The sequence below is a fragment of the Pseudomonas sp. MYb327 genome, assembly GCF_040438925.1.
GTDB lineage: Bacteria > Pseudomonadota > Gammaproteobacteria > Pseudomonadales > Pseudomonadaceae > Aquipseudomonas.
Window position 1 is genome coordinate 2,747,858 of sequence record NZ_CP159258.1, and the last position, 26,796, is coordinate 2,774,653.

Here is a 26,796-nt window from a genome sequence, read left to right on the forward strand (position 1 = left end):
GTTCGGGGATCGGGAGTAACTGCGCGGCGTTTCCTCGCGATTCTGCCGCGCTGTGCGACTGCCCGGGAAGATCAAGGGTGCGGCCCTTCCCGCTCATCCAGAAACAAAGGCAGTGCATATGAAACAGGCACTTGCGTACATCACCAAACGGGTGATTGCTGGACTGCTGGTCATCATCCCGATCTACCTCGCCATCCTGTTGCTGCTCAAGGGCATGAAATCCCTTGGGCAACTGGTGCGGCCTTTCACTCAAATCCTTCCAGACTGGCTTCCCGCCGAACAGTTGTTGTCGCTCATTCTGGTGCTGTTGATTTGCTTCCTGATCGGCTCTGCCCTGCGCACCCGGCTGGGACAGCGGGCCCGGGATCGAGTGGAAAAGAGATTCTTCGAACGCATCCCCGGCTACGGGCTGTTCCGCAGCCTGACACAACAGGTCGCAGGTGACAGCCACCAAACCGTGTGGAAGCCCGCCCTGGTCGAAATCGAAGACGCGCTGGTCCCCGCATTCATCATCGAAGTGTTCGAGGACGGCCGCTACACGATTTTCGTCCCCTCGGTACCCACGCCATTGGCCGGTGCCATCTACATTCTCGACGGCAACCGCGTGCACCCCCTGGACGTTTCCTTCACCGACGCCTTCAAAGTCATCTCCAAATGGGGCTCGGGCGCCAAGGATCTGGTGGCGGCGATGGAAAACGGCGCTAACCGGCGCGAAGCGGCGGTACTGACGGAGCAGGCTAAAATCGCGCCTTAGACAAACAAGCGCGGCAACGAATGTCTGGCCAACCAGGCCCGGGTCATCGTGAACGCATGCGCCAACCGGTCAGGTGCACTCATGGCGAGGTTTGGAATTTCCACACTCCAATGCACCTGAGGCGGCAGCGCGTTGACCAGCCCGGCCAAGGGCAACTGGCCCTGACCGGGAGGTAAACGCCCCTCACGAGCTTCGCGGATGATGCCCTCCCCCGTGGGTGCCAGCGCCGGCGCGTCGCACCACTGCACGCCATGGATGTATCGCCGGTCCAGCTTCGCCACGGCAGCAACGTCGCCACCGGAGCGGAACAGGTGCAACGCATCCACCAGCACGCCGCCGTTGGCCTGCCCCGCCGCCTCGACCAACGCGACGGCTTGTTGCAGATTGGCGATGTGACGCCAGCGCATGAATTCCAGATCCACGCGCAATCGGTAACCCGCCGCCAATTCGCACAGGGCAGAGAAATTTGCAAAGAGCCGGGAATGCTCCGGATCGTCGCCCGACACAGTGAGGCAACGCGCACCCAATTGCGCTCCGGCTTCCAGCAACGATGCCAGTTCGCTGACATCCACATCTGGCTTGAGCTCGACGAACTCGATCTCGTTGACGACCACGCCTTCGCCATCCAGCGTGGTTTTCAACCCCTGAAGCGCCTGGCTACCCGGCGCCAGCGGATAGGCGATGCCACCCGCCATGGCCGGGTGCAAACGCAGCCCCACTGAACTGAACCCCGCCCGTGCCGCCTCTCGCACCAATAAGTGGGGCGCCAGTTCAAGCGCGGTCAGGTGCGCTACACCCAGGCCGTTCAATAGGTCGCCCTGCCGCCACTGAGGTCGAACACGAATCCCGTGGTGAAGCTGCACTCGGGCCCGGCGATCCAGGTCACCATGTTGGCGATCTCTTCGATTTGCAGGAAGCGCCCCATGGGAATCTTGGCCTTGCTCGCGGCAATGTGCTCAGGGGTCATTTCCGCCATCAGCCCGGTTTCCACCATGGCCGGAGCAATGCAATTGAGCAGCACGCCGTCCTGCGCCAATTCCTTGGCCGCTGACTTGGTAAAGGCGATGACACCGGCCTTGGCCGCCGAGTAACCCGAGATGTATTGCACACCGTCCTTGCCGGCCATCGAGGCGACATTGACGATGCGCCCGTAGCCGCGCTCGCGCATGTGCGGGATGACCGTGCGGCAGCAATAGAACACGCCCGTCAGGTCAATGGCGATAACCTGGTCCCAGGCAGCGGGCGAGTACTCCCAGGACGGTACCACCGGCCCATTGATACCGGCGTTGTTCACCAGGATATCGACGCGCCCCTGTTGGGCAACGACCTCCTTGAAGGCCACCTCCACGGACTCAAGTGAGGCCACATTGACGGCTTGGCGCATCACCGGTTCAAAGCCGTTGGCGACACTGTCCCAGCCCTCCACCGCCAGGTCCCAGATGACAATCTGCGCACCCGCGCTGTGCAAGCGACGGGCAATGCCCAGGCCGATGCCACGCATGCCGCCGGTGACAATGGCCGTCTGGCCTTCAAGGTATTGAGTCATCACAGTGCTCCTTGTTGAACGGATTGGATTTCGGGCAGGCGGCGCAGATCGCGCACCATGAACAGGTAACACAGCGCCCCCAGTACGGTGATCGAGGATACGAAAGCCAGGGCCCAGACGAACGACCCCGTGGTCGTGACGATGACGCCGATGGTCAATGGGGTCACGATGCCGGCCGCATTGGCGAACAGGTTGAACACGCCGCCGCTCAAGCCGAGCAGGCCTTTGGGCGCGATATCAGAGACGATCATCCAGGCCAGCGCCGACATGCCCTGGGCGAAATAGGCCACGCACAGAATGCCGATCACCAGGGCGTCGGAGTCCACGTAGTTGGCCAGCACGATCACCGATGCGGTCAAAAGGCCAGCGATCACCGGCAGCTTGCGCGCGACGTTCAGCGAGTAGCCGCGACGCAGTAAGGCGTCCGACAGCCAGCCTCCGGCCAGTGTTCCGAGGGACGCAGCGATGAATGGCAACACCGCCACCCAACCCACTTTCAGCCACGGCATGTGTCGCTCGGTGACCAGATACGTCGGGAACCAGGTCAGGAAGAACACGTTCGTCGAGTTGCAGGCAAACTGTCCCAGGCAAATCCCCAGCATGTTGCGATGCTTGAGCAACGCCGGAATCTGCGACCAGGAGAACCGCGTAGGCTTCTGGCCCCCATCAATCACTCCGCCACCTTCGGCAATGTAGTCAAGCTCCGCCTGGTTAGCCGTGGTCGACTCATGGGGCTCGTGGTACTTGCGCCACCACACCAGGCCATACAGAACACCGAGGATGCCCACCGCCATCAGCAATACGCGCCAGCCATAGGCATGTAAAACCCAGAACAGCAACGGCGTGAGAAATGCCAGCCCGACGTATTCGGCGAAGGTATAGATGCCGGTCGCCCGCGCCCGCTCACTCTGCGGGAACCAGGTTGCGACCACCCGACTGTTGGTGGGAAAGCACGGTGCTTCGCTGGCGCCTACCAGCAAGCGAAAACCCAGTAGCGAGAGAAAGCCCTGAGCGAGACCCTGCAGGCCGGTGAACACTGACCACAACGTCAGCGCCAGCCAGTAGGTGAACTTGGTGCCCAAGCGGTCGATCAGGATACCGCCGGGAATCTGCGCGGCAGCGTAGGTCCAGGAAAATGCGGAAAAGATCAGGCCCATCATGACCGCATTCAAGCCCAGGTCAGCACTGATGCTGGGCGCTGCGATGCCCATGACGCTGCGGTCCAGATAGTTGATCATGGTGCCGCCGGAAATCAGTGCCAGGATCATGAAACGGGTGCGGGTTCTGGCGGTTTGCGCCGCCGGACAAGCGAGCGTTGCCGCTCCGAATCGGTTGTCGGTCGTCATTGCTTTGTTCCTTGTTTTTATTGGGGTATCGCCAGCAGCTCAGCCTGCCAGGGACCGGCTCAACGCTCGGCAAAGCCAAACAAGCGGCGTGGTGTGTCCCACATCACCTTCCTGCGCACACTGGCGTCGGGTATCAGGTGCTCTGCCAGTTTGAGCAGCGGCCCGTAGTCCACGCGCGATTGCTCGCGAATGAACGGCCAGTCCGAACCCCACACGCAAGCGTCCGGGCCGAAGGCCTGGAGCAGTTCACGTACGTAGGCGCGTGACTGTTCTTCGAGATGATCGTGGGCGGCAAATTTCTGCATGCCGGAAATTTTCACGCAGGCCCGGCCACTTGCGGCCAAACCCAATAACGCTTGAAACCCTGACTTGCCGATGCCTGCACCGACCTCTGGGCGACCACAGTGGTCGATCAGCAACCGAGGCGCGGTCGATTCAAGCAAGCCCAGCAACTCCACCAGTTGGTTGCCCTGCACCTGGACCTGGGCGAACAGATCCAGCTCGGCCAGCCGCCCAAATAGCCCGGCCGCGCCGTCCATGGTGGCCATGCCTTCCAGTGCTGGATTGAATGCAATGCCGACCACGCCCTGTTCCTTGAGCGCTGCCAGCTCGTCCAGATGGATGTCGCGCTCGACAACGGCAATCCCCTTGAAGCGGCCGTCACCTTGCGCCAGCGCATGCAGCAGGCAACGATTGTCGGTGCGGTAGCCACTGGTCGGCCCCACCAGCAAAGCGTGCTGCACCCCATAGGCCTCCATCACACGAATGAACTGCTCCAGAGGGGCGACCTCTTGCCCGGAAGGTGCGTAAAGGGTGTCGGTACGATAGGGAAAACGTACGGGGTCAAACAGATGGTTATGGCAATCGATCTTGGGTTCGTCGTAGATGCTCAAGGCTGCTCCCACCAAGCGTCACTGCGCTTGCTCACTGATCTTTGTTATTGTTTCGCCGCTCTGGGCGACGCAGTTGCAGTGAAGATACGACCAGGCAACGAGTTGCGCTCATACACATATCGCTCGAACAATAACCAAAGGTTAATGACCCATGCCCTACGGCGAAGGCCCCGACGCCAACACGATGGTGTTCAAGCTGCGGCACATGGAAGTGTTCCGGGCGGTGATGCTGACTGGCTCGATCAGCGGCGCGGCAAAAATGCTCTACGTGTCGCAACCTGCAGTCAGCAAGCTGATTGCCTATATCGAAAGTCGACTGGTCTACCGCTTGTTCCAGCGCATCAACAATCGCCTGGTCCCCACCGCCGAGGCGCTGACCCTTTACCGGGAAGTCGAGCGGGTCTACCAGGCAGCGCTGGCCGTCAACGAATGTGCACTCGCCCTGGCCAACGGCCCCAACCGTCAGTTGCGCATCTGCTGCAGTGCATCGCTGTCGACGGTGGTCATCCCGTTCGCCCTGGCCCAACTCAAGCGTGAAATGCCATCGCTGAACATTGAATGGCAAACCACGCTGATGGGCGATATGCCCAATCAGATCCTCTCGAAGAAGGTCGATCTGGCCATTTCGGCCCTGCCGTTAATCCACGACCACCTGCACTCACTGGCCTTCATGCGCGCACGCATGGTCTGCGTGATGCCGGCTGACCACCCCTTCGCCCAAAGACCTTGTTTGTCACTGCATGACCTGGTCGACCAGCCGCTGCTGCTGTTCCGGCCCGACATGCCTTTCGGCCGGTTGCTGGCCGACGAATTCGAACGCCAGGGGCTGCACTTGAGTTCAATGCTGAACTTCACCAATGCCAACGAAGCGGTCGCCCTGGTCAAGCAAGGCATGGGGTTGACCATCATTGATGAGTTTGTGGCTCAGGACAGCGGCTTGATCGTCGTCCCGCTGGTGGAGGCGATCCACTTCGATATCAGTTTCGTCTACTCGCGGTTCGAACCGCTTTCCCAGGCGGCCGCGCAACTCATGCGGGTGCTGCATCGCCAGGCCGTCAAACTGGGACGGGTGATTCCTGGCTTCGAAATGCCAACGGTCGACTGATAGGTGTTTCGCCTGCGGTGAACGCCATCAGAAATCAAAAAACTTGAACAGCCACAGCGCCCCCATCCCGACCGCCAGTGTCAGGATGGTGTTTCGAGTCTGCCAAGCGACCCAGGCAGCCAGAATGGCGGCGGGTATCTGCGGGTTACTCAATACGAATTCACCCTGACCGTTCGGGTACACCACGGCGGGAAGAACCAGGGCAGCCAGCACACTCGCCGGCACATAAAGCAAGGCCCGGCTCAGCAACGCCGGGATGCGCAAGCGGCCGTACAGTTCGACAAACGAAAGACGCAAGGCGAACGTGCCCAGCCCGACCGCCAGAAACAGCCCCCACAAGGCTAAATCACTCATGGTGCTTCCCTCTCGACGTCATGGATCATTGCATCGGCCACAGGTCTTTTGCGAAGACTCTCGGTCACCAGTCCCGCGATGACACCGCCAATGGAAGCGGTGACCAGTCCAAGGTTGTAGGGCATATCCACCGCCAACACGGCCAGCAACCCACCGACCACGGCGGCAGCCAGACTCGGCGCGTTGCGTATGCCGGGAACGAGCAACGCCAGAAAAGACAGCGGAATGGCAAAGCCTAAAGACCAGGTCTCAGGAATGCTTGCGCCCAGATAAATGCCCGCTAACACCGACAACTGCCACGACAGCCACATCGAAACCGCTGTGCCGGCATAGTAATAGTGAGCGAATGGCCCCAGCTCGCCAGAGGAAAGCTTGAGAGTGCTCAGCGCATAAGACTGGTCAGAAAGCATGTAGGACAACGGCCACGTCCAGCGCCGGGGTAAATGATGCAGATGCGGGGCCAGTGACGCGCTGTACATGATGAAGCGCAGGTTGATCACCAGCGCCGTAACCACAATCGCCAGCGGCACAACACCTGTGTGCAGCAATTGCAGGGCGACCATTTGAGCGGAGCCTGAGTAAAACAGCAGCGTCATACCCATGGTCGTACCCGGCGACATCCCCATATTGATCGCCATGACCCCCGTGAGCAGGCCGAATGGAATGACACCGGGAATCAACGGAAGCAGCGCCCGGACACCTTGCATGAACGCTTCCCTTCCTGTTCGGTAAGGCATTTCGACTCCTGGTTGATTGTGCGTCGCTGGTTCGATTTGACCGGGACGCGGGTCGCTCTGATGCGGATAGCGGGATATTGCGACAGTCCGGTTCGCCGAACAATCGCTGAGCATCGACCACTGCCTCGCCACGAATATCCTGACGTCAGAATGATTTGAGTTCGTAAGGTATTGACTCTGAGTAGTCAAGCCAGTGCATGCCAAATGCCTAATGCAGACATCGCGTTTAGAGGTTGTTTAACGGCCGTCAGGGTTACTTCCTGAAAGCCACAAGACCTTGCGCCGTTGCCTACGCTTACGCCAGAATCCGCCGGCTTGTACGCCGTTGGCCTTGGTTCTATCGTTTCCGTGTCGCTGCCAATTCAGCGACCAGGCTTGGAACCCTGACGAATAAACGGCGCATGGCGCCCTTCATAACATTTGCTTGCACGCTGTTAAGTGTGTGCTCCGTTATGGCGGCTGTGCGTGGGAGACTTTAGGGTCTGCCGGGTTCCGTTTACCCCGGGTTCCAACCTGCGCACAGCTGCCACCCTTCGCTTGGAACCGAAAGGTGCAGCTATAACCTGTAGACGGGAGAGTAGCCATGTTCAAAGTCACGCCCAACCCGCCGGACACCGATCCGGTGTCCCCGTACGAACCCGGTTCGAAGAAACTCAACGAAGCCGCCGAAAACGCCCTCGATTTCCACTTCGCTTCAATCGCCGACATCAAAGCCACACCCCGCACGCCCAGCTCACTGTTCACGGTTGACCCTGAAGCCGACACCGAAACGCTGGCAGTTTATTTGGTCGAGACATTGGCCTCGGTCGATGTGATGGTCCACCAGTTGGTGGATCACTTGGAGGGTGCGTCGCGCTATGCCCTGCTGGGAATTTCCAACAGCATCATGGTGGCGGAAATCACGGCGAACCGCATGCTGGATCAGATTGACCCGCCTGAGTAGCTGCGGTTAATGCAGCGGCTCTGTTGGGGCCGCTGCGCGACCCAGCGGGAGCAAGTTCTCCCGCCACGGGTGTTCCGGTGAGTTGTCGTATTAACGCTAGAAGATGATCAAGCCAATAGCTCGGTGATCCATCGGGCTTGTTGCGCAATGTCTTGCACCTTCTCCTCGGGCAAAGCCTGCCGTGCCCGGGCGAATTGGGTCAGGGTTTTCTGTTTCTCGCGCAGCATGCGCTGCCACTTGGCCAGGAACGTCGGGGTGCGTGCCTGCATTTGCAGCGGGCCGAAGTAGAGTTCCTCGGCGGTGTACGCCACTGGCCCGGCGCGTTCGGCAACGATGACTTCGTAGTAAAACTGGTTTTCCCGCAGCACTTCCTCGCTGAGGATGCGGTAGCCATTTTCCATCAGCCATTGTCGCAGTGGCTGCTCTCCGCCGTTGGGCTGCAGGATCAGGCGCTCCTGGCCACTCAGGTAAGCCTTGCCGCTGTCGAGGATGTCGCGGATCGTTTCTCCGCCCATGCCACAAATGCTGATTGCCGTGATCCCGTCGCCCGGCTCGATCGCCGCCAAGCCATCGGCCAGGCGCACGGTGATCCGCTGGTCCAGGTCGTTCCCGCGCACGGTACGTTGCGCCGCGTGGAATGGCGTCAACGCCACCTCGCCAGCCACCGCCGCCGCGATGACCCCACGGCGCATCAACGCCACCGGCAGATAACCGTGGTCCGAGCCGATATCGGCCAGGCGCGCATCGGCTGGCACATGCGCCGCCACCCGCTCCAGGCGCATGGACAATGTCTGTTCGTTCAACTGCTGTTCCTTTCACCACGACTGTCCGGCACCTGCGTGCCGGATCGGTGCGTGATTCTGTCGAGCTACGCCGTGCATTTCAACTTTATGCGACCAGGGCACTGCAATGGTTCGTGGATTCAACGGGTCAGTAATCCCAGAAAGCCGCCACCCAGCGAAAGGCATCACCGTCGACGGCCACTCGGCCAACGGAAGGGAGCGGCAGGTGCGTGGCGACAAACAGTTCGCCGCTCGCAGCGGCGTCTTGCATCAGGCGGACCCGAACACGTACCGATTCTGCATCGGTGTGATCGAGTACTTGAGTCGCGTGAAAGGCCAATCGCGCCTGTCATAACGCACAAAAACAAATAGCGGTCCTTCCCTATCGACAACTATCGGTCAAAAGCACAGGTAGACAACGAACCCAGCCGTTAGCCAGTGGTCACAACCATTGACGGCCTCGCAACTAAACACAGGAGCGAAGCTTGCAAATCACACTATTCAGGGTGCGCCGGATAACTTTCAGCGGTTTCGGTTCCTGTTAGATGCCGACTGCTGCAGCCATCCACTGCTCCCTTTTCGGAGTATGCAAATGACTCAATCAAAGCGCTTCTTCCTGTCGCTTTTCCTCGCGGCTGCATCATTGGCCTCCGCCGGTTTGCTAAATACTGCGGCAGCGGCCACCGCCGAAGACTTGAATGCCGACTCTCGGCAAACGTTGCAGCTTCTCAACAAGACCACTCCAACTGCCGAAAGCATTTCCCACCAGGCCAAGGCTGTGCTGGTCTTCCCGAAAATCATCAAGGCGGGTCTCGTTTTCGGCGGCAGCTATGGTGAAGGCGTATTAATGAAAGGCAAGGAAGTCGTGAACTACTACAACTCCGTCGGCGGCTCATGGGGGCTGCAGGCAGGCGCCCAGTCGTATGGCTATGTGGTTTTCCTGATGACCGACAAGGCGGTGAAATACATTACTGAAACCAAAGGTTGGGAAATCGGCGTCGGGCCAACGGTGGTTGTGGTGGATGAGGGGATGGCGAAAAACCTGTCCAGCTCGACGCTCAAAGACGACGCCTACGCATTCATCGTTGACCAGCAAGGGTTAATGGCCGGGGTCAGCATCGAAGGTACGAAAATTTCTCTGATCAAGCGCTAAACGCGCCTTTTCGGCTTTTTGGTCGATTGCTGTCAGATGAACCGGCAGCAATCGACCAGAAGCGAAGAATTTTGCCGCTTTCTAACTCACTGTTTTTTAACAATAAAACAGATTTTTCACGAAGTGTTTAGTAATTCATCGTATTTGCGTATGATATTGATTATCAAATAACATCAATTCATATGTGAGTACGCATGTCCGCCTCAACTCCCCTGTGTCCACAAAACTCCGTTACGCCGCGCTCGCCTTTGGCACTGCGCCCCCTGGCTCTCGCAGTGCACATGCTTGCAGCCGGTATCGCCATGACTGCAGCCACCGTGCAAGCGGCGGAACAGACTGAGCAGGCCGAGACGGGAGGCGCCGTGACCCTGGCGCCGATCGCAATCACGGAGACGGCCTCTGCCGAACGCAGTGGCGTCACCGAAGACACCAATTCCTACACCACTGACGCCGCACGCACTGCCACGCCGTTGAGCATGTCGCTACGCGAGACGCCGCAGTCGGTCAGCGTTGTTACCCAGCAGCGCATACAAGACCAGGATCTGAAAACCATCCTCGACGTGGTCAACAATGCCACCGGTGTGTCGGTCAACCGTTACGAGACAAGCCGGGCACAGTTCAACGCCCGTGGCTTTGAGCTCAACTCGCTGATGATCGATGGCGTACCCACCATTTATGAGCAGCCATGGAGTTCGGGAGAGATTTTCAGCAGCCTGGCCATGTACGACCGTGTTGAAGTGGTGCGCGGCGCCAACGGTTTGATGACCGGTGCTGGTGATCCTTCCGCGTCCCTCAACATGGTGCGCAAGCGCGCCAACAGCAGGGACTTGAAGGGCTCGGTGGAACTGAGTGCCGGCACATGGGACACCTATGGCATGGAGGCCGATGTGTCCACAGCGCTGAACGAGGAAGGCACTATCCGCGCGCGCTTGGTCGGGGAGACCAACGAAGGCGACACCTGGATCGACATGAACTCGAACAAGCGCCAAACCCTCTACGGCACCATGGATATCGACCTGACGCCCGACACCACGCTGTGGTTCGGCTTGAGCCGGCAAGAAAGCAACGCCGAGTCGCCAATGTGGGGCGGCCTGCCCGTCTGGTACGCCGACGGCGGCCGCACCAACTGGAGCCGTTCGAAGACCACCTCCGCCGACTGGAGCAAATGGGACACCACCTACGAGACCTATTTCGTCAACCTCGATCACACTTTTGCCAACGACTGGCAAGTCAACCTCAGTTACAACCGTGGCGAGCGCACCGGCGACTCTTCCTTGCTGTACCTGTCCGGCAATCCAGGCAGGAACGGTAGCTCCGGCATGTTTTCGTTCCCGGCGACCTACAAGACCGAGACCACTCAGGACGACTACGGCATCCGCTTCAATGGCCCGTTCTCGTTCCTGGGTCGTGAGCACGAATTGGCCTTCGGTTATGTGGACAGCAAACAGAAGTTCGACGCCGACTCACTCGACGCGCAAACCGGTTTTGACGGCGTGGCCGATTTCGATGCCTATAACGGCCATTTCCCCGAGCCGATCTGGGGTCCACGGACCGACTATGGCTACAGCGAGACTCGCCAGAAAGGCTTGTACGCAGCCACTCGCCTGAACGTGACCGACGATTTGAAAGTGATTCTCGGCGCGCGTGAGAGCTGGTACGAGAAAACCAGTGATGACATCTTCTCGGAAGTGAGCAAGGTCGATGTCGATCATGAGCTGACCCCCTATGCCGGCGTCGTCTACGACCTCACCGACAACCTCTCGGCCTATGCCAGCTACACGGAAATCTTCCTGCCGCAATCAGTACGCGACAGCAGTGGCCAGACATTGGAACCGATCGTTGGCGAGAGCACTGAAATCGGCCTCAAGGGTGAGTATTTCGGTGGCCGCTTGAACACCTCTGCCGCGATTTTCCAGATCAAGCAGGACAATCTGGGGCAGAACACCGGCGTGCTGATCGATCCTTCAAACCCGGTCGGCGGTTTCGCCTATGAGGCCAGTGAAGGCGCAACCAGCAAGGGTTTCGAGCTGGAAGTGTCCGGCGAACTCGCGACGGACTGGAATGCCTCGCTGGGTTACACCCAGTTCAAGGCTGAAGATGCCCACGGCGACGACGTCAACACGTTGTACCCGACCAAGTTGCTACGCACCTTTACCACCTACCGCCTGCCGGGTGCTTTCAACAAGCTGACCATTGGTGGCGGGGTTAACTGGCAGGACTCGATCTACACCTACGCCGTCAACCCGGCTGGCAATTCCGAGAAGATCCAGCAGGATGCCTATGCGCTGGTCAACCTGATGGCGCGTTACGAGATCACCGAAAACCTTTCGGCCCAGGTGAATGCCGACAACGTCACCGACCAGAAGTACTTCGACATCTTCGATGCCTATGGTGCCCTGACGTACGGCGCACCGCGCAGCATTACCGCTTCGGCGAAGTACCGCTTCTAAGCACGTTCGCATCAACCGCCTAAAACCAAAAAAGCACCTCAGTGTGCTTTTTTGGTTCGCGCTATTACCTGGATAACGCCGTCACATTGGCCCGCGCCGTGTGCAGTTTCTTGTAACTGTCGATCAGACGCAGGTGTCGATCGAGGCCTTCCAGTTTCATGCTCGTCGGGGTCAAGCCGTAGAAGCGCACGCTGCCTTCCACCGACCCTATCACGGCGTCCATGCGCTCATTGCCAAACATCCGGCGGAAGTTGACCTCGTAATCGTCGAGCTCCAGGTCATCGTCCAGCTGCACTTCCAGCACCACGTTCAAGGCCTGATAAAACAATCCGCGCTCGACCGTGTTGTCGTTGTACTGCAGGAAAGCTTCCACGAGCTCTTTTGCCTCGTCGTATTTCTTCAAGGCGACATAGATCAGCAGCTTCAACTCCAGGATCGTCAGCTGACCCCAGGCCGTGTTGTCGTCGAATTCGATGCCGATCAATGTGGTGATGTCGGTGTAATCGTCCAGCTCGCTGTTTTCCAGACGCTTGACCAAGGCTCTCAAACCGACGTTGGTCAGGCTATGCAGGTTCAAGATGTCGGATCGGAACAACAGCGCCTTGTTGGTGTTATCCCAGATCAAATCTTCTATCGGATAGATTTCCGAATAATCCGGCACCAGGATGCGGCAGGCCTTCGCGCCGATATGCTCGTACACCGCCATGTACACTTCTTTGCCCATGTCTTCGAGGATGCCGAACAACGTCGCAGCTTCGTCGGTATTGGAGTTTTCACCCTGGCCGGAGAAGTCCCACTCGACAAACTCGAAATCAGACCTGGCACTGAAGAAGCGCCACGACACCACGCCGCTGGAATCGATGAAGTGCTCGACAAAGTTGTTCGGTTCAGTGACCGCGTGACCTTCGAAGGTCGGCTGAGGCAGATCGTTCAGGCCTTCAAAACTGCGGCCTTGCAGCAACTCGGTCAGGCTGCGTTCCAGCGCCACTTCAAAGCTCGGGTGCGCCCCGAACGAGGCAAATACGCCGCCGGTCCGCGGGTTCATCAAGGTCACGCACATCACCGGGAATTCGCCGCCCAACGATGCATCCTTCACCAGCACCGGGAAGCCCTGCTCTTCCAGCCCCTGGATACCGGCCAGAATGCTCGGGTATTTCGCCAGCACTTCCTGCGGCACATCCGGTAGTGCGAGTTCGCCTTCGAGAATTTCGCGTTTCACCGCGCGCTCGAAGATTTCCGACAAGCACTGCACCTGCGCTTCGGCCAGCGTGTTGCCGGCGCTCATGCCGTTGCTGAGGTACAGGTTTTCGATCAGGTTTGACGGGAAATACACCACCTCTTTGTCCGACTGGCGCACAAAGGGCAACGAACAGATGCCACGTTCGACATTGCCGGAGTTGGTGTCGTACAGATGCGAGCCACGCAGCTCGCCATCACGGTTGAAAATTTTCCGGCAGTATTCGTCGAGAATTTCCGCCGGCAACGCATCTTTGGGGCCAGGTTTGAACCAGCGTTCGTCCGGGTAATGCACGAACTCGGCGTTGGCGATGTCCTCTCCCCAGAACTGATCGTTGTAGAAGAAATTGCAATTGAGCCGCTCGATAAATTCGCCCAACGCCGAGGCCAACGCGCCTTCTTTGGTCGCGCCCTTGCCATTGGTGAAACACATCGGCGAATGCGCATCGCGGATATGCAGCGACCACACGTTGGGAACGATATTGCGCCATGAAGCGATTTCAATCTTCATGCCCAGGCCGGCAAGGATTTCCGACATGTTGGCGATGGTTTGTTCCAGCGGCAGATCCTTGCCGACAATGTAGGTGCCCGCGTCCGAGGCCAGGTTCGGCATCAGCAACGCCTGAGCATCGGCATCAAGGTTCTCGACCTCTTCAATCACGAACTCAGGTCCGGTTTGCACCACCTTCTTTACCGTGCAACGGTCGATCGAACGCAAAATGCCCTGGCGGTCCTTGGCGGAGATATCCGCCGGCAATTCGACCTGAATCTTGAAAATCTGGTTGTAGCGGTTTTCCGGATCAACAATGTTGTTCTGCGACAAACGAATGTTATCGGTGGGGATGTTGCGGGTTTCGCAGTACAACTTCACAAAGTAAGCCGCGCACAGAGCCGACGAAGCCAGGAAGTAGTCGAACGGACCCGGTGCCGAGCCGTCGCCCTTGTAGCGGATAGGCTGGTCGGCCACCACCGTGAAGTCATCGAATTTGGCTTCAAGACGTAGGTTGTCGAGAAAATTGACCTTGATTTCCATGCGGGATTACCAGAATAACGAAAACAGAATGGGCGGCATTATCCCTTTTTTAGCCAGATCGCACGCGGCAATCTTTAGCGCCAAGCCTCACTCCGTCGAAAACCCCGGCACTTGGCCAACCATGAATGTCTATGGGCTGGCCAAGACGACAGCGGTTCAGCCGTTGTTGCCCGGTATCGATTCCTGGCTGAAGGCGTCCACCGCCTGCACCAGGCCTTGCGCCGACATCATCACCAGTGCCCGACCTTTCTCCGCCGTTGCCTGCGCCGGGTCCGAACCCATGCGTCCGTCCGGATGGCGCGCGCGGAAGTCTTGCGCTTCGCGGATCGGCCCCCACGCTGCAATTTGGGGCGAATAATCAGCCGACTTGATGGAGTCAGGGTAAGCCCATTGAGTAACAGCAATCTCGGAAGGCGTCGCATGGATGCCATGCCCCGTCGGGAACTGCTGCCGTGCCAGATTTTCCACGCCTTCCAGATCCCACCAATTGCACAACTTCAGCGCAAAACCCGCTGGGCGCCTGGCGAAACTCGCCTCGGCGTAGAGTTCCGAGAAGGCCGCTTCAATCGATGCAACGTTGCCGCCGTGACCATTGAGAAAGAGGATTTTCTCGAACCCGTGCGCCGCCAAAGACCGCACCCAATCGCCGATGGCGGCGATGAAGGTGGATGGACGCAGTGAAATGGTTCCCGGAAAGCCCAGATGATGCTGGGCCATGCCGATGTTGAAGGTGGGAGCAATCAGGATGTCCGCTGTTTTCTGCGCTTCGTGAGCGATGATTTCAGGGCACATCCAATCGGTCCCCAAAAGGCCGGTTGGCCCGTGTTGTTCGTTCGAGCCAATCGGGATCACGATGGTACGACTACGGTTCAGAAATTCGCCGATTTCGGCCCAGGTCGACAGGTGTAGAAGCATTTTAGATTCTCCAATGGAACGTTCCTTTCGGAACACGACGATTATGTTGAAGTGACAGCTCACTGATCACACTGCGCTGTATTCAGGTGCAGCGCGTTCACTCGATAACGATCTGCTCAGAATGATGACAAGTGCCGCACAAAGGGATGTACACCCCACGACAACAATGCCCAGATTCATGCTTCCGGTTGCGGTTTTTGCCCAGCCAATCACCGCGGGTCCCCAGAAACCTCCGCACAGGCCGATGGTGTTGATGAACGCGATACCTCCCGCCGCAGCTTCGCCCTTGATGTGTTCGGACGGCATGGCCCAGAACACGGTGTACGCCATGAAAATCGTGGTTGTCGCCACGGTCAGCAGGCCCAGCGAAACCATCAAGTGCCCTTCGGCAAAGGGAAACAGCAGGAGAAGAAAAGCCCCGATGGCCGCCGGCACTGCGCAGTGGTAACGCCTTTCGCCAACACGGTCGGACCGACGCCCTATCAGGTACATGCCGATAGCCGCCCCGACATAAGGAATAGCTGCGTACCAACCCAACTGCATGGTGTCGTTAACGCCTTGGGCCTTGAGGACCGCCGGAAGCCAGAAGCTCATGGCGTAGATCGAGAAGATGATGCAGAAATACGCCGACGCCAGCACATAGGTTTTCGGGTCGCGCAGAACGGCCTTGAACGAATGGACATGGCTCGACGAAGTACTCAGTTCGGCCTCCAGCAATTTCTTTTCTTCAGCACTTAGCCAACGTGCTTCAGAGGGGCGATTCGACAGTACGAAGAAGGTAAGAATGCCAAGGAAGACGCAGGGAAGCCCTTCGATGAGAAACATCCATTGCCACCCGGCCAAACCACCGATGCCCGAAAGCGTGGTGATCAGCCAGGCGGAAAGCGGACCGCCGACAATGCCGCCAATGGGCCCGGCGATAAACACGATTGCAATGGCGCGGGCCATGCGCGTCGGGCCGTACCAGCAAGACAAGTAATAAATCATGCCCGGTGCGAATCCGGCTTCGAACACACCCAACAAAAAACGCATGGCATAGAACGTCGGCACGTCGCGAACAAACAGCATGCAGGCCGAGGTAATGCCCCATAACACCAAAATTCGACTGAACGTTTTGCGTGCGCCGACCCGTGGCAGCATCAGGTTGCTGGGCAGCTCAAACAACACATAGCCCAGAAAAAAGATGCCGGCGCCCGCGCCATAAGCCGCGTCGGAAAGCCCGAGATCACTTTGCATTTGCAGTTTGGCGAAGCCGACATTGATTCGGTCCAGATAGGCAAATACATAGCAAATGAACAGCAGCGGCAGCAGCCGCCAATTGAGCTTGCGGTAAAGGGCCGAAAGAGCGCCACTGGTTGCCGTCGGTGCACAGGCTGACATAGGAGTCTCCAATTGTTCTTGTTTGGCCGGTGATGGTGGTCGTGCCAGAGAATGTTGCGCCGAGGGCAAAAACCCAGCAAGAGCAACTAAGTTCGCGTACCGTTGCTCTATGGGCAACGCTGGATTATCAAGGGAGGTGCGTCATGCGCGAGATCAACCAACAAAGGCTCCGGTATTTTCACGAGGTGCTGGTCCACGGCTCGATTCGTGGCGCGGCCGACAGCATCAATACGTCGCCCTCGGTGATCACGCGTCAAATAAAGCTGCTGGAAGAAGAACTGGGAGCGAAGCTTTTCGAGCGCCAGGCGCGGGGCGTTCAGCCCACCGAGGCCGCCGCGCATTTGCTGGAATTCTGGCGAGGTTATCGATCGCACCAGGAGAAACTCGAAGACCAGCTGCAAGCGATTAAAGGCTTGCAGCAAGGTCATGTGCGCGTGGTGATCAGTGAGGGTTACGTCGACGCTTTGGTCGACAATGTGCTCGCGCCTTTCTGCAAGCAATACCCGAAGCTCGATGTCACGCTGGACATATTGCCCGTCGATGACGTGATGAACGAAGTCGCCGAAAACCGCGCGCATATAGGCCTTGCCTACAATCCCCCGATGCACGCGCACATCGATTTTCGCGCAACGTCCTCGCAGCCCGTCATGCTGCTGGTGCGCCCGGATCATCCACTTGCATTGACGGGCCGCGCGGCCACCGTCGAAGACATTCTCGCCTGCCAACTGGTGTTGACGCCCACCACGTTCGGGATCGGTCATGCGATGAAAATGCTGGAGTACGCGGAGAAAATCGAGATTCGCCCAGCGCTGGTCAGCAACTCGCTGGCCGCACTCAAACGTCTGATCGCTGCCGGGGGGTTCGCGTCATTGCTGGGTGAATTCGCGGCGTATCGGGAAATCGCCAAGGGAAGCCTGGCTGCCGTTCCCATAGACCACCCGATTTTTCTGGGTGTCGAGGCGAAATTGCTGGTCAAGTCCGGCCGACCGCTGGCCGCCCCGGCTCAAGAGTTACTGGACTGGATGCTGCAGCGCCTGCCGATGTTCTGGTCTCACGAACACGCGCAACGCGGCTGATGAGGCAGCGCCGAGTGACCGCTGAGAGGTATGCGTCACCGCATACCCCAGCGATTCCGGAAAGTTGACCGCCTGCGAATCTATGCCAAGCCAAGGAACGACAGGATTACCACGACAACCACGACCAGCCCGACGATGTAGATGATGTTGTTCATATAGCCACCTCTCAACCTGAACAGGAGTGCGGAACGAGGCTGTTGCAGAACCTGAAGGCTGCAACATGGCTCGTTATTCCGTTCGACAACAGGCGCGTCTCAATGTCTCAAAGTCCGCCGGCTATGTACGCCAGCGAACAGACGAACAACCCTTCATGTCCTCACACTCAGAGCTGAAAAGCGACATCCACCCAGCGCTCCCCGGTACTGGCGCGATGGATTGGCGCACCTCTCGACATGCTCGCATTCGTATTCACGCATTTCAGGCCCAGGACTTTATGAACAGCATATGGACACGCATCCAACAGGTGTTTTCCCGCTCGTCCGGCTTTTGGCGAACCGGTTCGTTCTCCCCGCCCCGATTTGAATACGAGCCGATATTGCGCTCGGAGCTTTTCAGCGCCGATCAGATGGCCAGTCATGGCATCGCCCTGGCCGGGCAGCATCGCCTGACCGCCATGTCCGCCCGGGACTCAATGCTGCGCAGGCTGGATGACAACGAGGCACTGCTCAAACGCAGTTGCACGGCGCTGTCCAACGCGCAGATGTCCAGTCGACGGGTCACGCCGGCTGCGGAATGGCTGCTGGACAATTACTTTCTGGTTGAAGACCACATTCGCACCGCCAGGACGCACCTGCCCAAAGGCTACAGCCGTGAGTTGCCGCGCCTGATCAACGGCCCGTCCGCCGGGCTGCCTCGCGTTTATGACATCGCCCTGGAGACGATTTCCCATGGCGACGGCCGGGTTGATGAGCAAAGCCTGAGCCGTTTTATTGTTGCCTACCAGACCGTGATGTCGCTGGCGCTCGGGGAGCTGTGGGCGATCCCGATCATGTTGCGTCTGGCGTTGATCGAAAACCTGCGGCGTGTGGCTTCTCGGGTCATGGCCAACGCCGATGATCGCAACCTCGCCGATGACTGGGCCGAACGCCTGATCGAAACCTCGGAACGCGATATCAAAAGCGTAGTGCTGACCGTGGCCGACATGGCCCGCTCCGCCCCGCCGATGACCCCTGCCTTCGTCGCCGAATTGACCCGTCGCCTGCAAGGCCAAAGCGCCGCCCTGGCCCTGCCGCTGACCTGGATTGAGCAGACGCTCAGCGAGACCGGCTCGAGCATCGAACGCCAGGTGCAACTCGATGCGCAACAACAGGCCGCGGATCAGGTGTCCATCGGCAATAGCATCGGCAGCTTGCGCCTGTTATCCGCCACTGACTGGCGCGAGTTCGTCGAATCGATGAGTCATGTCGAACAGATTCTCAGTGAAGACCCGGCGGCGATTTACCGGGCCATGGATTTCAGTACCCGTGACAGCTATCGACATGTCATTGAACGCCTGGCGCGACGCAGCCCACAGCACTCGGAAATCCAGGTAGCCCGCGCCGCGATCGATCTTGCCAGCGCCGCCACCGCCCAGGTGTCTTGCACATTACTGGCCCGGCACGTCGGCTATTACTTGATCAGCGCCGGGCTACCGGTACTGGAGCGACAACTCAACACCCGGGTTCCGCTACATGTACGCTGGAATCGCTTGCAGCAGCAGTCGCCGCTAATGTTTTACCTGGCACCGGTGGCGTTTCTGACGTTCATTTTTGCCTGGCCTCTACTGGCCTCGGCGCAGCGAGACGGAGTGCCCGAGGCGGCGCTACTGTTGCTGGCTATTCCATGTCTGGTGATGACCAGCCGATTGGCGATCAGCCTGATCAACTGGTTGGTAACGTTCAGTCTGGTGCCGGCGGTTTTGCCGAAAATGGATTACGCCCATGGTCTGCCCGATGAGGCACGAAGCCTGGTGGTGATCCCGACGCTGATCGCCAGTCCGGCAGACGTGGACGAACTGGTGGAAGGACTGGAAGTGCGGTTTCTCGCCAACCGTGACCGCAACCTGTATTTCGCCTTGCTCAGCGATTTTCTGGATGCCGCGCAAGAGTCTCAACCGCAAGACGCCGAGCTGCTTGCCCAGGCTTCCCGTGCAATCACCTTGCTCAACCAAAAATACGCGGACGGCCACAGCGACCATTTCTTTTTGCTGCATCGGCCGCGGCGCTGGAATGCCAGCGAGCGTGTGTGGATGGGCCACGAGCGCAAACGCGGCAAGCTGATTGAACTCAACTCGCTGTTGCGTGGCAACGGACTGGAGCGTTTCGACACCATCGTCGGCGACGTCACGCCGCTGCGCGGGGTGCGTTACGTGATCACCCTGGACACCGACACCCTGCTGCCACGCGACGTCGCGCGCCAATGCGTGGCGGCGATGATGCACCCGTTGAATCGCCCGTTGTTCGACAGTGCGGGCGAACAGATCATCTCCGGCTACGCCGTGTTGCAACCACGGGTGGGTATCAGCCTGACCAGCGCGACGCGCTCGATCTACGCACAGTTGTTCGGCAGCGATGCTGGCGTCGATCCCTACACAAGGGCGGTGTCGGACGTTTACCAGGATTTGTTCCAGCAAGGCTCGTTCATCGGCAAGGGCATCTACGACGTGGATGCATTCACCTGCGCCCTGGAAGGTTGCTTGCCGGACAATCAGATTCTCAGCCACGACCTGATCGAAGGCTGTTATGCACGGTCCGGCCTGCTCAGCGATGTGCAAGTCTACGAACAATACCCTTCGCGCTATGGTGCCGATGTCAAACGCCGGCATCGCTGGGTGCGCGGCGACTGGCAATTGCTGCCGTGGACCTTGCCCTGGGCGCGCAATGCCGACGGCAAGTGGGTGCGCAACCGGCTGAGTGTCATGGCCCGCTGGAAGATTCTCGACAATCTGCGGCGCAGCCTGGAACCGCTGGCGCTGTTGTTGATGTTCGGCTGGGGTTGGTTTGCCAGCAGCCAGCCAATGGTCTGGACCCTTACCGTCATTGGCTTGCTGGTGATTCAACCGTTGCTGCGAGCAGTGACCGATCTGCTGCAAGCCCCCGCCGACGTGCCCTATGGTCAATACCTCATGGCGTTGCTGGGAGATCTGGGACACGACCTGGCCCGAGCGGGTCTGACCCTTGCGTGGCTGCCCTATGAGATGTTCTACAGCGCCGATGCGATCCTGCGTTCGCTCTGGCGAATCGGTTTCAGCCGACGCCTGCTGTTGCAATGGCAGCCCTCGCGGGAGGTGGAGCGCACCACGGAAAACCGGCTCACCGGCCTCTATCGCCAGATGTGGGTTCAACCGGTGGCAGCCCTGTCGTCACTGGCCGTGTTGGTCGACAGTCCGCACACGCTGGTTATCGCCAGTCCGTTGCTGTTGGCGTGGCTCGCGGGCCCTTGGATCGCCTGGCGGCTCAGCTCGCCACCGAAGCAGTCGACGTTTGCACCATCGGCAGAGCAGTTGCGCTTTTTGCGGGTGATGGCGCGCAAGACCTGGGCGTTCTTCGATCAATACGTCGGACCGGAAGATCACTGGCTGCCACCGGATAACGTGCAGGAAGAACCCCGGCCGGCGATTGCCCATCGCACCTCGCCGACCAACATGGGCATGTCCCTGCTCGCTCACCTCGCCGCTCACGACTTCGGTTACTTAAGCACCGAGCGGCTGCTGTTCCGACTTGCGGCATCACTGGACAGCATGGACGGACTGGAACGTCATCGGCAGCACTTCTACAACTGGTACGACACGCAGACCCTCGAACCACTGCGTCCGCATTACGTCTCCACCGTCGACAGCGGAAACCTGGCGGGCCTGCTGCTGACCTTGAGCACCGGCACAAGGCAACTTGCCGACGCCCCGATGTTCGGCCCTGCCGTACTCAAAGGCCTGCGCGACACCCTCGACATCCTTGCGGATGCCCAACGTGCCGCGGGCGCGGATGAGCAGGCCTTGAGTCAGCTGAAAATACGCCTTGAACAAGCCGCGTCAGCGGCGACCACCGAAGCGCTGGCTGACCTGCTGCACACGGCTCATATCGTCGTCACCAACCTGCCAGCGGACACCGACGAAGAGTGCCTCTACTGGCGAGAAGCGTTTCTTCGTCAATGCCTGGACTGGACCGAAGAACTGCAGCGCTTCCGACTCCCCGTTCCACCGGTCGCCACTCAGCCGCCGCCCTGCACCTTGCGTGAAATGGCAGCCCTGGATCCCGCCGATTGGGCCGCCGAGCATCACTCGTCAATCGAGCAGGTCCGGCGCATTGCCGGGCAGCGTCTGAAGTCCCTGGAGCACCTGGCGTTACAGGCTACGTCGATGGCACAAATGGACTTCACGCTGCTTTACGACCACCAGCGTGATTTGTTCGTCATCGGCTACAACGCCGAAGAACTCAGGCTCGACAGCGGTTACTACGACCTGCTGGCGTCCGAGGTGCGGCTGACCAATTACGTGGTCATTGCTCAAGGCCAGATCCCGCAAAGCGCGTGGTTCACCTTGGGCAGGCTATTGAGTGAAAACGCTGGCGTGCCGACCTTGCTGTCCTGGTCAGGCTCGATGTTCGAGTACCTGATGCCCATGCTGGTGATGCCCAACTATGACGGCAGCCTGCTAGACCAGACTTGCCGCGCCGCCGTGGCGGTGCAGATCGAACACGGCAACAGGCTGGGCATTCCCTGGGGTGTTTCCGAATCGGGCTACTACACCGTCGACGCCCACCTTAATTATCAATATCGCGCCTTCGGCGTTCAGGGTCTCGGGCTCAAGCGCGGGCTCAGCGATGACGTGGTCATAGCTCCGTATGCCAGCGCCCTGGCGTTGATGGTCGACGCCGAAGCGGCCTGCAAAAACTTGCAACGTCTTGCCCTGCAGGGCTCTTCAGGCCGTTTCGGCCTTTATGAAGCGGTGGATTACACCGACGCCCGCGTACCGCGCGGCCAGTCGTACGCCATCGTCCGTTCGTTTATGGCGCACCACCAGGGTATGAGTCTGCTGGCCTTGACCAGCCGATTACTCGATCAGCCCATGCAACGGCGGTTCGAAGCCGACCCGGCGCTGCAATCGGCGCTGCTGCTGTTGCAGGAACGGGTGCCAAAATCCGCGGCTCCCTACCTGCAGGCCGCACAGTCGCCCGTGCCTGGCGACGTTGATCAGGCCCAGGACAGCGGGCTTCGGGTGTTCGCCGATCCGGGAAGCAAACGTCCTGCGGTGCAATTGCTGTCCAACGGTCGCTACCACGTCATGCTGACCAGCGGTGGCGGTGGTTACAGCCGCCGCCACGACATGGCCGTCACCCGTTGGCAGGAGGACATCTCACAGGATAACTGGGGGATGTTCTGTTACCTGCGCGATGTCCAGACCAACACGGTGTGGTCGGCGGCGCATCAACCGACGTTGCATCGACCCGAGAGCCACGAAGCGATCTTCAGCGACTCCCGAGCAGAGTTCCGCGCACGCAACCTGGATTTCGACACACACCTGGAGATCGTCGTCTCGCCTGAAGACGACATCGAACTGCGCCGCCTGCATGTCTCCAATCGCGCGTCATCGGCCAAGACACTGGAGATCACCACCTACGCCGAAGTGGTGCTCACCTCCCCGGCTAACGACGCGATGCACCCGGCATTCAGCAAACTGTTCGTGCAGACCGAACTGCTGCCCGATCTGCAGGCCATTGTCTGCAGCCGGCGGCCACGGGCCAGCGATGAGCCGACGCCGTGGATGTGCCATTTGCTGGCCGCGCACGGGGTGGACATCGATGCGATCTCCTATGAAACCGATCGCGCCCGCTTCATCGGCCGGGGCCGCAGCCTGGTGTCGCCCGCCGCCCTCGATGCCGATTGCCAGCGCTTGTCCGGCAGTGCAGGCCCGGTGCTCGATCCGGTGGTCGCGATTCGTTGCCGGATTACCTTGCAACCCGGCCAACAGGGCACCATCGACCTGGCTACCGGCGTCGCCGACAGCCGTGATGTCTGCCTTTGCCTGATCAACAAATACCGCGACCGCCACCTCGCCGACCGGGTATTCGACCTGTCCTGGACCCATAGCCAGGTGCTTTTGCGTCAGCTCAATGCCTCGTTGTCCGATGCGCGTCTGTTCGAACAAATGGCTTCATCCGTGCTGTATGCGAACGCCTCGATGCGCGCCGATAACGCGGTGTTGATTGCCAACCGACGCAATCAACCGGGACTTTGGGGCCAGGCGATTTCCGGCGACTTGCCCATCGTGTTGCTGCAAATCCACAGCCTGGACAACATCGTCCTGGTGCAGCAGATGATTCAAGCCCACGCCTACTGGCGCCTAAAAGGCCTGGCGGTCGACCTGTTGATCTGGAACGAAGACGAGGCGGGTTATCGCCAGCAATTGCAGGACGCGATCATGGGCCTGATCACCTCCGGCAGTGAAGCGACGCTGCTGGATCGTCCGGGCGGCATCTTCGTGCGCCCGGTGCAGCAGATGTCGAGCGAAGATCGGGGGCTGGTTCTGGCGGTGGCCAGGCTGGTGCTGAGCGAAGGGTCGGGCACCCTCGCCGAGCAGGTTCATCGCCGCCGGGTCTCGCCGGAACACGCACTGTTCGCGCCGACCCGGCAGTATCAGGCCGGGCCGACTTCGGTACAGCCCAATCCTTCGGCACTGCTGCTGGCCAACGCCCATGGCGGCTTCAGTGCCGATGGCAGTGAGTACATCATCAGTCGACTGGCGGACAACCCGCCACCGGCGCCATGGGTCAATGTGATCGCCAACGCACATCTCGGCACCGTCGTTTCGGAAGCCGGCAGCGCCTATACCTGGGCTGAAAACGCCCATGAGTTTCGCCTGACACCGTGGCACAACGACCCGGTCACCGATCGCAGTGGCGAGGCGATTTACCTGCGGGACGAAGAGACCGGGCATTTCTGGTCAGCGGCACCTCAACCCTGCCCAGGCAAAGGCCCGTACCAGACGCGTCACGGTTTCGGCTACAGCGTGTTCGAACATGAAGAGGACGGCATCTACAGCGAACTCTGGATCTACGTGGCGCTGGATGCGCCGATCAAATTCTCGCGGCTGTTGGTGAGCAACCGCTCGGGACGCAGCCGGACGCTGTCAGTCACCGGGTACGTGGAATGGGTTCTGGGCGATCTGCGCAGCAAGTCGGCGATGCACGTGGTCACCCAATCGGACCCGGTCAGCGGCGCCCTCTTCGCCCGCAATGCCTACTCGGTGGAGTTTTCCGGACGGGTGGCGTTCTTTGACACCGACACCATCGATCACGGCGTCAGCGCTGACCGCACTGAGTTCGTGGGGCGCAGTGGCACCCTCGCCTCGCCGGCAGCCATGCAGCACGCCGGGTTGTCCGGGCGCATGGGCGGCGGGCTGGACCCATGCGCCGCGCTGCAAGTGTCAGTCGATCTCGCCGACGGCGATAGCAAGGAAGTGATCCTGCGCCTCGGGGCGGAGACTTCGACCAACGCCGCCACACGGTTGGTGCAACGTTATCGGGGCAGCCTTGCAGCCGCAGCGGAGTTGCAGAAAGTACGCGATCACTGGCGCTCGGTGCTCGGCGCTATTCGTATCGAAACCGCCGCGCCGACGGTCGATGTCATGGTCAACGGCTGGTTGATGTATCAGGTCATCGCCTGCCGTTTCCAGGCCCGCAGCGGCTACTACCAGTCCGGTGGTGCCATTGGTTTTCGCGATCAGTTGCAGGACAGCATGGCGATGATCCATGCCGATCCGGCAACCGTGCGTGCGCATCTGTTGCTGTGCGCCGGCCATCAGTATGCGGAAGGCGACGTACAGCACTGGTGGCACCCACCGATGAATCGAGGTGTTCGTACCGCTTGCTCTGATGACTTTTTGTGGCTGGTGGCCGCGACCAACCGCTATGTCGAAATGACCGCTGACGCGGGGGTGCTGGAAGAACCCGTCGGCTATCTGGAGGGACGTTTGCTGGCCGCTGGCGAGGAGTCCTATTACGACCTCCCGTGCACGTCGCAATTGCGAGAGTCGCTGTATCAACACTGCGTGCGTGCCATCGAACACAGCCTGCGTCGAGGCCAGCACGGGTTGCCGCTGATGGGCTCCGGCGACTGGAACGACGGCATGAACCGCGTCGGCCATATGGGTGTCGGCGAAAGTGTCTGGCTGGGCTTCTTCAGCTATCAAGTGCTGGAACAATTTGCCGTCACCGCACGCCTGCACGGTGATCACGACTTTGCCAAGCGCTGTAGCGACTGTGCGGCGACGCTGCAACGCAACCTTGAACAAAATGCCTGGGACGGCGCCTGGTATCGCCGCGCCTGGTTCGATGACGGGCAACTGCTCGGTTCGGCGAGCAACGAAGAATGTCGCATCGATTCCATTGCGCAGAGCTGGTCGGTGCTGTCAGGGGCCGGCTCGGCGGTGCGCCAGAATCAGGCCATGCAATCACTGGAAGAGCATCTGATCAAACCTGACATCCGCGCCGTGCTGCTGCTGGATCCACCGTTCGACAAGGGCGCCCTGGACCCGGGTTACATCAAGGGTTATGTGCCCGGCGTACGCGAGAACGGCGGGCAGTACACCCATGCTGCCGTGTGGGCAGGCATGGCGTTTGCGCAATTGGGTGACGCAGGCAAAGCCTGGGAAGTGCTGAATCTGATCAATCCCGCCGCCCCGGCCAACAATGCTCGCATCGATACCTACAAGGTCGAGCCCTATGTCATGGCCGCCGATGTCTACGGCGCCGCCCCCCACGCCGGGCGCGGTGGCTGGACCTGGTACACCGGTTCTGCCGGGTGGATGTACCGGCTGATCGTCGAGTCTTTGTTGGGCGTACAACGCAGCGGCCGCCTGTTCAGCATCGAACCGCTGATACCCATCGACTGGCCCGGCTTCAAATTGCACTATCGCTTCGGCCGAACCCTGTACCACTTTGATGTGCATCAGGGCAGTGCGAGCGTCACCGCCATGATCCTCGATGGTCAGCCAATGAACGGCATTGCGCTGACATTGGAAGATGATGGTGTAGAGCGTTGGATCCGGGTGGATTGTCGTGCCCGCTCTGCCAGCGTGCGAGTGATGGAATACGAGCATGTCGTCGATAAATAGACATC

At 59.7% G+C, this 26,796-nt stretch carries 17 protein-coding genes and 1 pseudogene; 7 read left to right on the plus strand and 11 right to left on the minus strand.

All coding sequences use genetic code 11. The annotated features are described in order from the left end of the window. The first annotated feature begins 118 nt into the window (after nt 1-118). Entirely contained in the window at nt 119-754 is a 636-nt protein-coding gene (locus tag ABVN21_RS12335; RefSeq protein WP_339552345.1) for a DUF502 domain-containing protein, read from the plus strand. Here the strand turns inward: ABVN21_RS12335 and ABVN21_RS12340 are convergent. From ABVN21_RS12340 to ABVN21_RS12355, 4 genes are read right to left on the minus strand one after another with little or no spacing between them, the layout of a single operon-like run. Further along, nucleotides 751-1,563 (minus strand): sugar phosphate isomerase/epimerase, encoded by an 813-nt coding sequence (locus tag ABVN21_RS12340; RefSeq protein ID WP_339552346.1) that lies wholly within the window; start codon nt 1,561-1,563, stop codon nt 751-753. The genes ABVN21_RS12335 and ABVN21_RS12340 overlap by 4 nt on opposite strands. Continuing rightward, nucleotides 1,560-2,300: an SDR family NAD(P)-dependent oxidoreductase gene (locus tag ABVN21_RS12345; protein WP_339552347.1), complete on the minus strand. Its 741-nt coding sequence runs from the start codon at nt 2,298-2,300 to the stop codon at nt 1,560-1,562. The genes ABVN21_RS12340 and ABVN21_RS12345 overlap by 4 nt, the downstream gene beginning before the upstream one ends. Beyond that, nucleotides 2,300-3,646: an MFS transporter gene (locus ABVN21_RS12350; RefSeq protein ID WP_339552348.1), complete on the minus strand. Its 1,347-nt coding sequence runs from the start codon at nt 3,644-3,646 to the stop codon at nt 2,300-2,302. Before ABVN21_RS12350 ends, ABVN21_RS12345 begins: the two co-directional genes overlap by 1 nt. Nucleotides 3,647-3,705: 59 nt before the next feature. Then, nucleotides 3,706-4,539 carry an amidohydrolase family protein gene (locus ABVN21_RS12355; protein ID WP_339552349.1) on the minus strand — a complete coding sequence of 278 codons (834 nt, stop codon included), beginning with the start codon at nt 4,537-4,539 and terminating at the stop codon, nt 3,706-3,708. A 151-nt stretch (nt 4,540-4,690) separates the two neighbouring features. Here ABVN21_RS12355 and ABVN21_RS12360 point away from each other — a divergent pair, with 151 nt between their 5' ends. After that, nucleotides 4,691-5,644 carry a LysR family transcriptional regulator gene (locus ABVN21_RS12360; RefSeq protein WP_339552350.1) on the plus strand — a complete coding sequence of 318 codons (954 nt, stop codon included), beginning with the start codon at nt 4,691-4,693 and terminating at the stop codon, nt 5,642-5,644. A gap of 27 nt (nt 5,645-5,671) precedes the next feature. Here the strand turns inward: ABVN21_RS12360 and ABVN21_RS12365 are convergent, their stop codons facing one another. Both ABVN21_RS12365 and ABVN21_RS12370 read right to left on the minus strand, forming a co-directional pair. Further along, complete coding sequence (locus tag ABVN21_RS12365) at nt 5,672-5,998, minus strand: AzlD domain-containing protein (protein WP_339552351.1); 327 nt, start codon at nt 5,996-5,998, stop codon at nt 5,672-5,674. Further along, the gene (locus ABVN21_RS12370) at nt 5,995-6,735 is read right to left on the minus strand and encodes an AzlC family ABC transporter permease (protein ID WP_339552352.1); all 741 of its coding nucleotides are present in this window, start codon (nt 6,733-6,735) and stop codon (nt 5,995-5,997) included. The genes ABVN21_RS12365 and ABVN21_RS12370 overlap by 4 nt, the downstream gene beginning before the upstream one ends. Before the next feature lie 583 nt (nt 6,736-7,318). Here ABVN21_RS12370 and ABVN21_RS12375 point away from each other — a divergent pair. Further along, complete coding sequence (locus ABVN21_RS12375) at nt 7,319-7,678, plus strand: DUF6124 family protein (RefSeq protein ID WP_034151411.1); 360 nt, start codon at nt 7,319-7,321, stop codon at nt 7,676-7,678. Nucleotides 7,679-7,785: 107 nt separating this feature from the next. On the opposite strand, the gene ABVN21_RS12380 is transcribed toward ABVN21_RS12375, so the two are convergent. Continuing rightward, a complete protein-coding gene (locus ABVN21_RS12380) occupies nt 7,786-8,481 on the minus strand; it encodes a tRNA (adenine(22)-N(1))-methyltransferase TrmK (protein ID WP_339552353.1) in 696 nt (231 codons plus the stop codon). 127 nt (nt 8,482-8,608) lie between these two features. Then, nucleotides 8,609-8,758, minus strand: a pseudogene (locus tag ABVN21_RS12385) (MBL fold metallo-hydrolase); the annotation flags it as partial. 294 nt (nt 8,759-9,052) lie between these two features. Here ABVN21_RS12385 and ABVN21_RS12390 point away from each other — a divergent pair. Both ABVN21_RS12390 and ABVN21_RS12395 read left to right on the plus strand, forming a co-directional pair. Continuing rightward, on the plus strand, nt 9,053-9,613 hold the full coding sequence (locus tag ABVN21_RS12390) for a lipid-binding SYLF domain-containing protein (RefSeq protein ID WP_339552393.1): 561 nt from the start codon (nt 9,053-9,055) through the stop codon (nt 9,611-9,613). 302 nt (nt 9,614-9,915) lie between these two features. Further along, complete coding sequence (locus tag ABVN21_RS12395) at nt 9,916-12,063, plus strand: TonB-dependent siderophore receptor (protein ID WP_339552354.1); 2,148 nt, start codon at nt 9,916-9,918, stop codon at nt 12,061-12,063. Between the two features lie 64 nt (nt 12,064-12,127). Here the strand turns inward: ABVN21_RS12395 and ABVN21_RS12400 are convergent, their stop codons facing one another. The 3 genes from ABVN21_RS12400 to ABVN21_RS12410 all read right to left on the minus strand — a co-directional run bounded on the left by ABVN21_RS12400 (nt 12,128) and on the right by ABVN21_RS12410 (nt 16,627). Then, nucleotides 12,128-14,332, minus strand: a complete 2,205-nt coding sequence (locus ABVN21_RS12400; protein ID WP_339552355.1) for an OsmC domain/YcaO domain-containing protein — start codon at nt 14,330-14,332, stop codon at nt 12,128-12,130. 156 nt (nt 14,333-14,488) lie between these two features. Then, nucleotides 14,489-15,247, minus strand: coding sequence for a creatininase family protein (locus ABVN21_RS12405; RefSeq protein ID WP_339552356.1), 759 nt, complete (start codon nt 15,245-15,247; stop codon nt 14,489-14,491). A 66-nt stretch (nt 15,248-15,313) separates the two neighbouring features. Beyond that, nucleotides 15,314-16,627, minus strand: a complete 1,314-nt coding sequence (locus tag ABVN21_RS12410) for an MFS transporter (protein ID WP_339552394.1) — start codon at nt 16,625-16,627, stop codon at nt 15,314-15,316. 143 nt (nt 16,628-16,770) lie between these two features. Here ABVN21_RS12410 and ABVN21_RS12415 point away from each other — a divergent pair, with 143 nt between their 5' ends. Continuing rightward, nucleotides 16,771-17,703: a LysR family transcriptional regulator gene (locus tag ABVN21_RS12415; protein WP_339552357.1), complete on the plus strand. Its 933-nt coding sequence runs from the start codon at nt 16,771-16,773 to the stop codon at nt 17,701-17,703. A gap of 433 nt (nt 17,704-18,136) precedes the next feature. After that, nucleotides 18,137-26,791, plus strand: a complete 8,655-nt coding sequence (locus tag ABVN21_RS12420; protein WP_339552358.1) for a glucoamylase family protein — start codon at nt 18,137-18,139, stop codon at nt 26,789-26,791. Nucleotides 26,792-26,796 lie beyond the last annotated feature (5 nt).

Coding starts and splice junctions, on each gene's coding strand:
- ABVN21_RS12395 (WP_339552354.1), top strand. CDS start 9,916: ATGACTGCAGCCACCGTGCAAGCGGCGGAACAGACTGAGCAGGCCGAG.
- ABVN21_RS12335 (WP_339552345.1), top strand. CDS start 119: ATGAAACAGGCACTTGCGTACATCACCAAACGGGTGATTGCTGGACTG.
- ABVN21_RS12405 (WP_339552356.1), bottom strand. CDS start 15,247: ATGCTTCTACACCTGTCGACCTGGGCCGAAATCGGCGAATTTCTGAAC.
- ABVN21_RS12415 (WP_339552357.1), top strand. CDS start 16,771: ATGCGCGAGATCAACCAACAAAGGCTCCGGTATTTTCACGAGGTGCTG.
- ABVN21_RS12350 (WP_339552348.1), bottom strand. CDS start 3,646: ATGACGACCGACAACCGATTCGGAGCGGCAACGCTCGCTTGTCCGGCG.
- ABVN21_RS12390 (WP_339552393.1), top strand. CDS start 9,053: ATGACTCAATCAAAGCGCTTCTTCCTGTCGCTTTTCCTCGCGGCTGCA.
- ABVN21_RS12370 (WP_339552352.1), bottom strand. CDS start 6,735: ATGCCTTACCGAACAGGAAGGGAAGCGTTCATGCAAGGTGTCCGGGCG.
- ABVN21_RS12420 (WP_339552358.1), top strand. CDS start 18,137: ATGAACAGCATATGGACACGCATCCAACAGGTGTTTTCCCGCTCGTCC.
- ABVN21_RS12360 (WP_339552350.1), top strand. CDS start 4,691: ATGCCCTACGGCGAAGGCCCCGACGCCAACACGATGGTGTTCAAGCTG.
- ABVN21_RS12400 (WP_339552355.1), bottom strand. CDS start 14,332: ATGGAAATCAAGGTCAATTTTCTCGACAACCTACGTCTTGAAGCCAAA.
- ABVN21_RS12375 (WP_034151411.1), top strand. CDS start 7,319: ATGTTCAAAGTCACGCCCAACCCGCCGGACACCGATCCGGTGTCCCCG.
- ABVN21_RS12410 (WP_339552394.1), bottom strand. CDS start 16,627: ATGTCAGCCTGTGCACCGACGGCAACCAGTGGCGCTCTTTCGGCCCTT.
- ABVN21_RS12345 (WP_339552347.1), bottom strand. CDS start 2,300: ATGACTCAATACCTTGAAGGCCAGACGGCCATTGTCACCGGCGGCATG.
- ABVN21_RS12365 (WP_339552351.1), bottom strand. CDS start 5,998: ATGAGTGATTTAGCCTTGTGGGGGCTGTTTCTGGCGGTCGGGCTGGGC.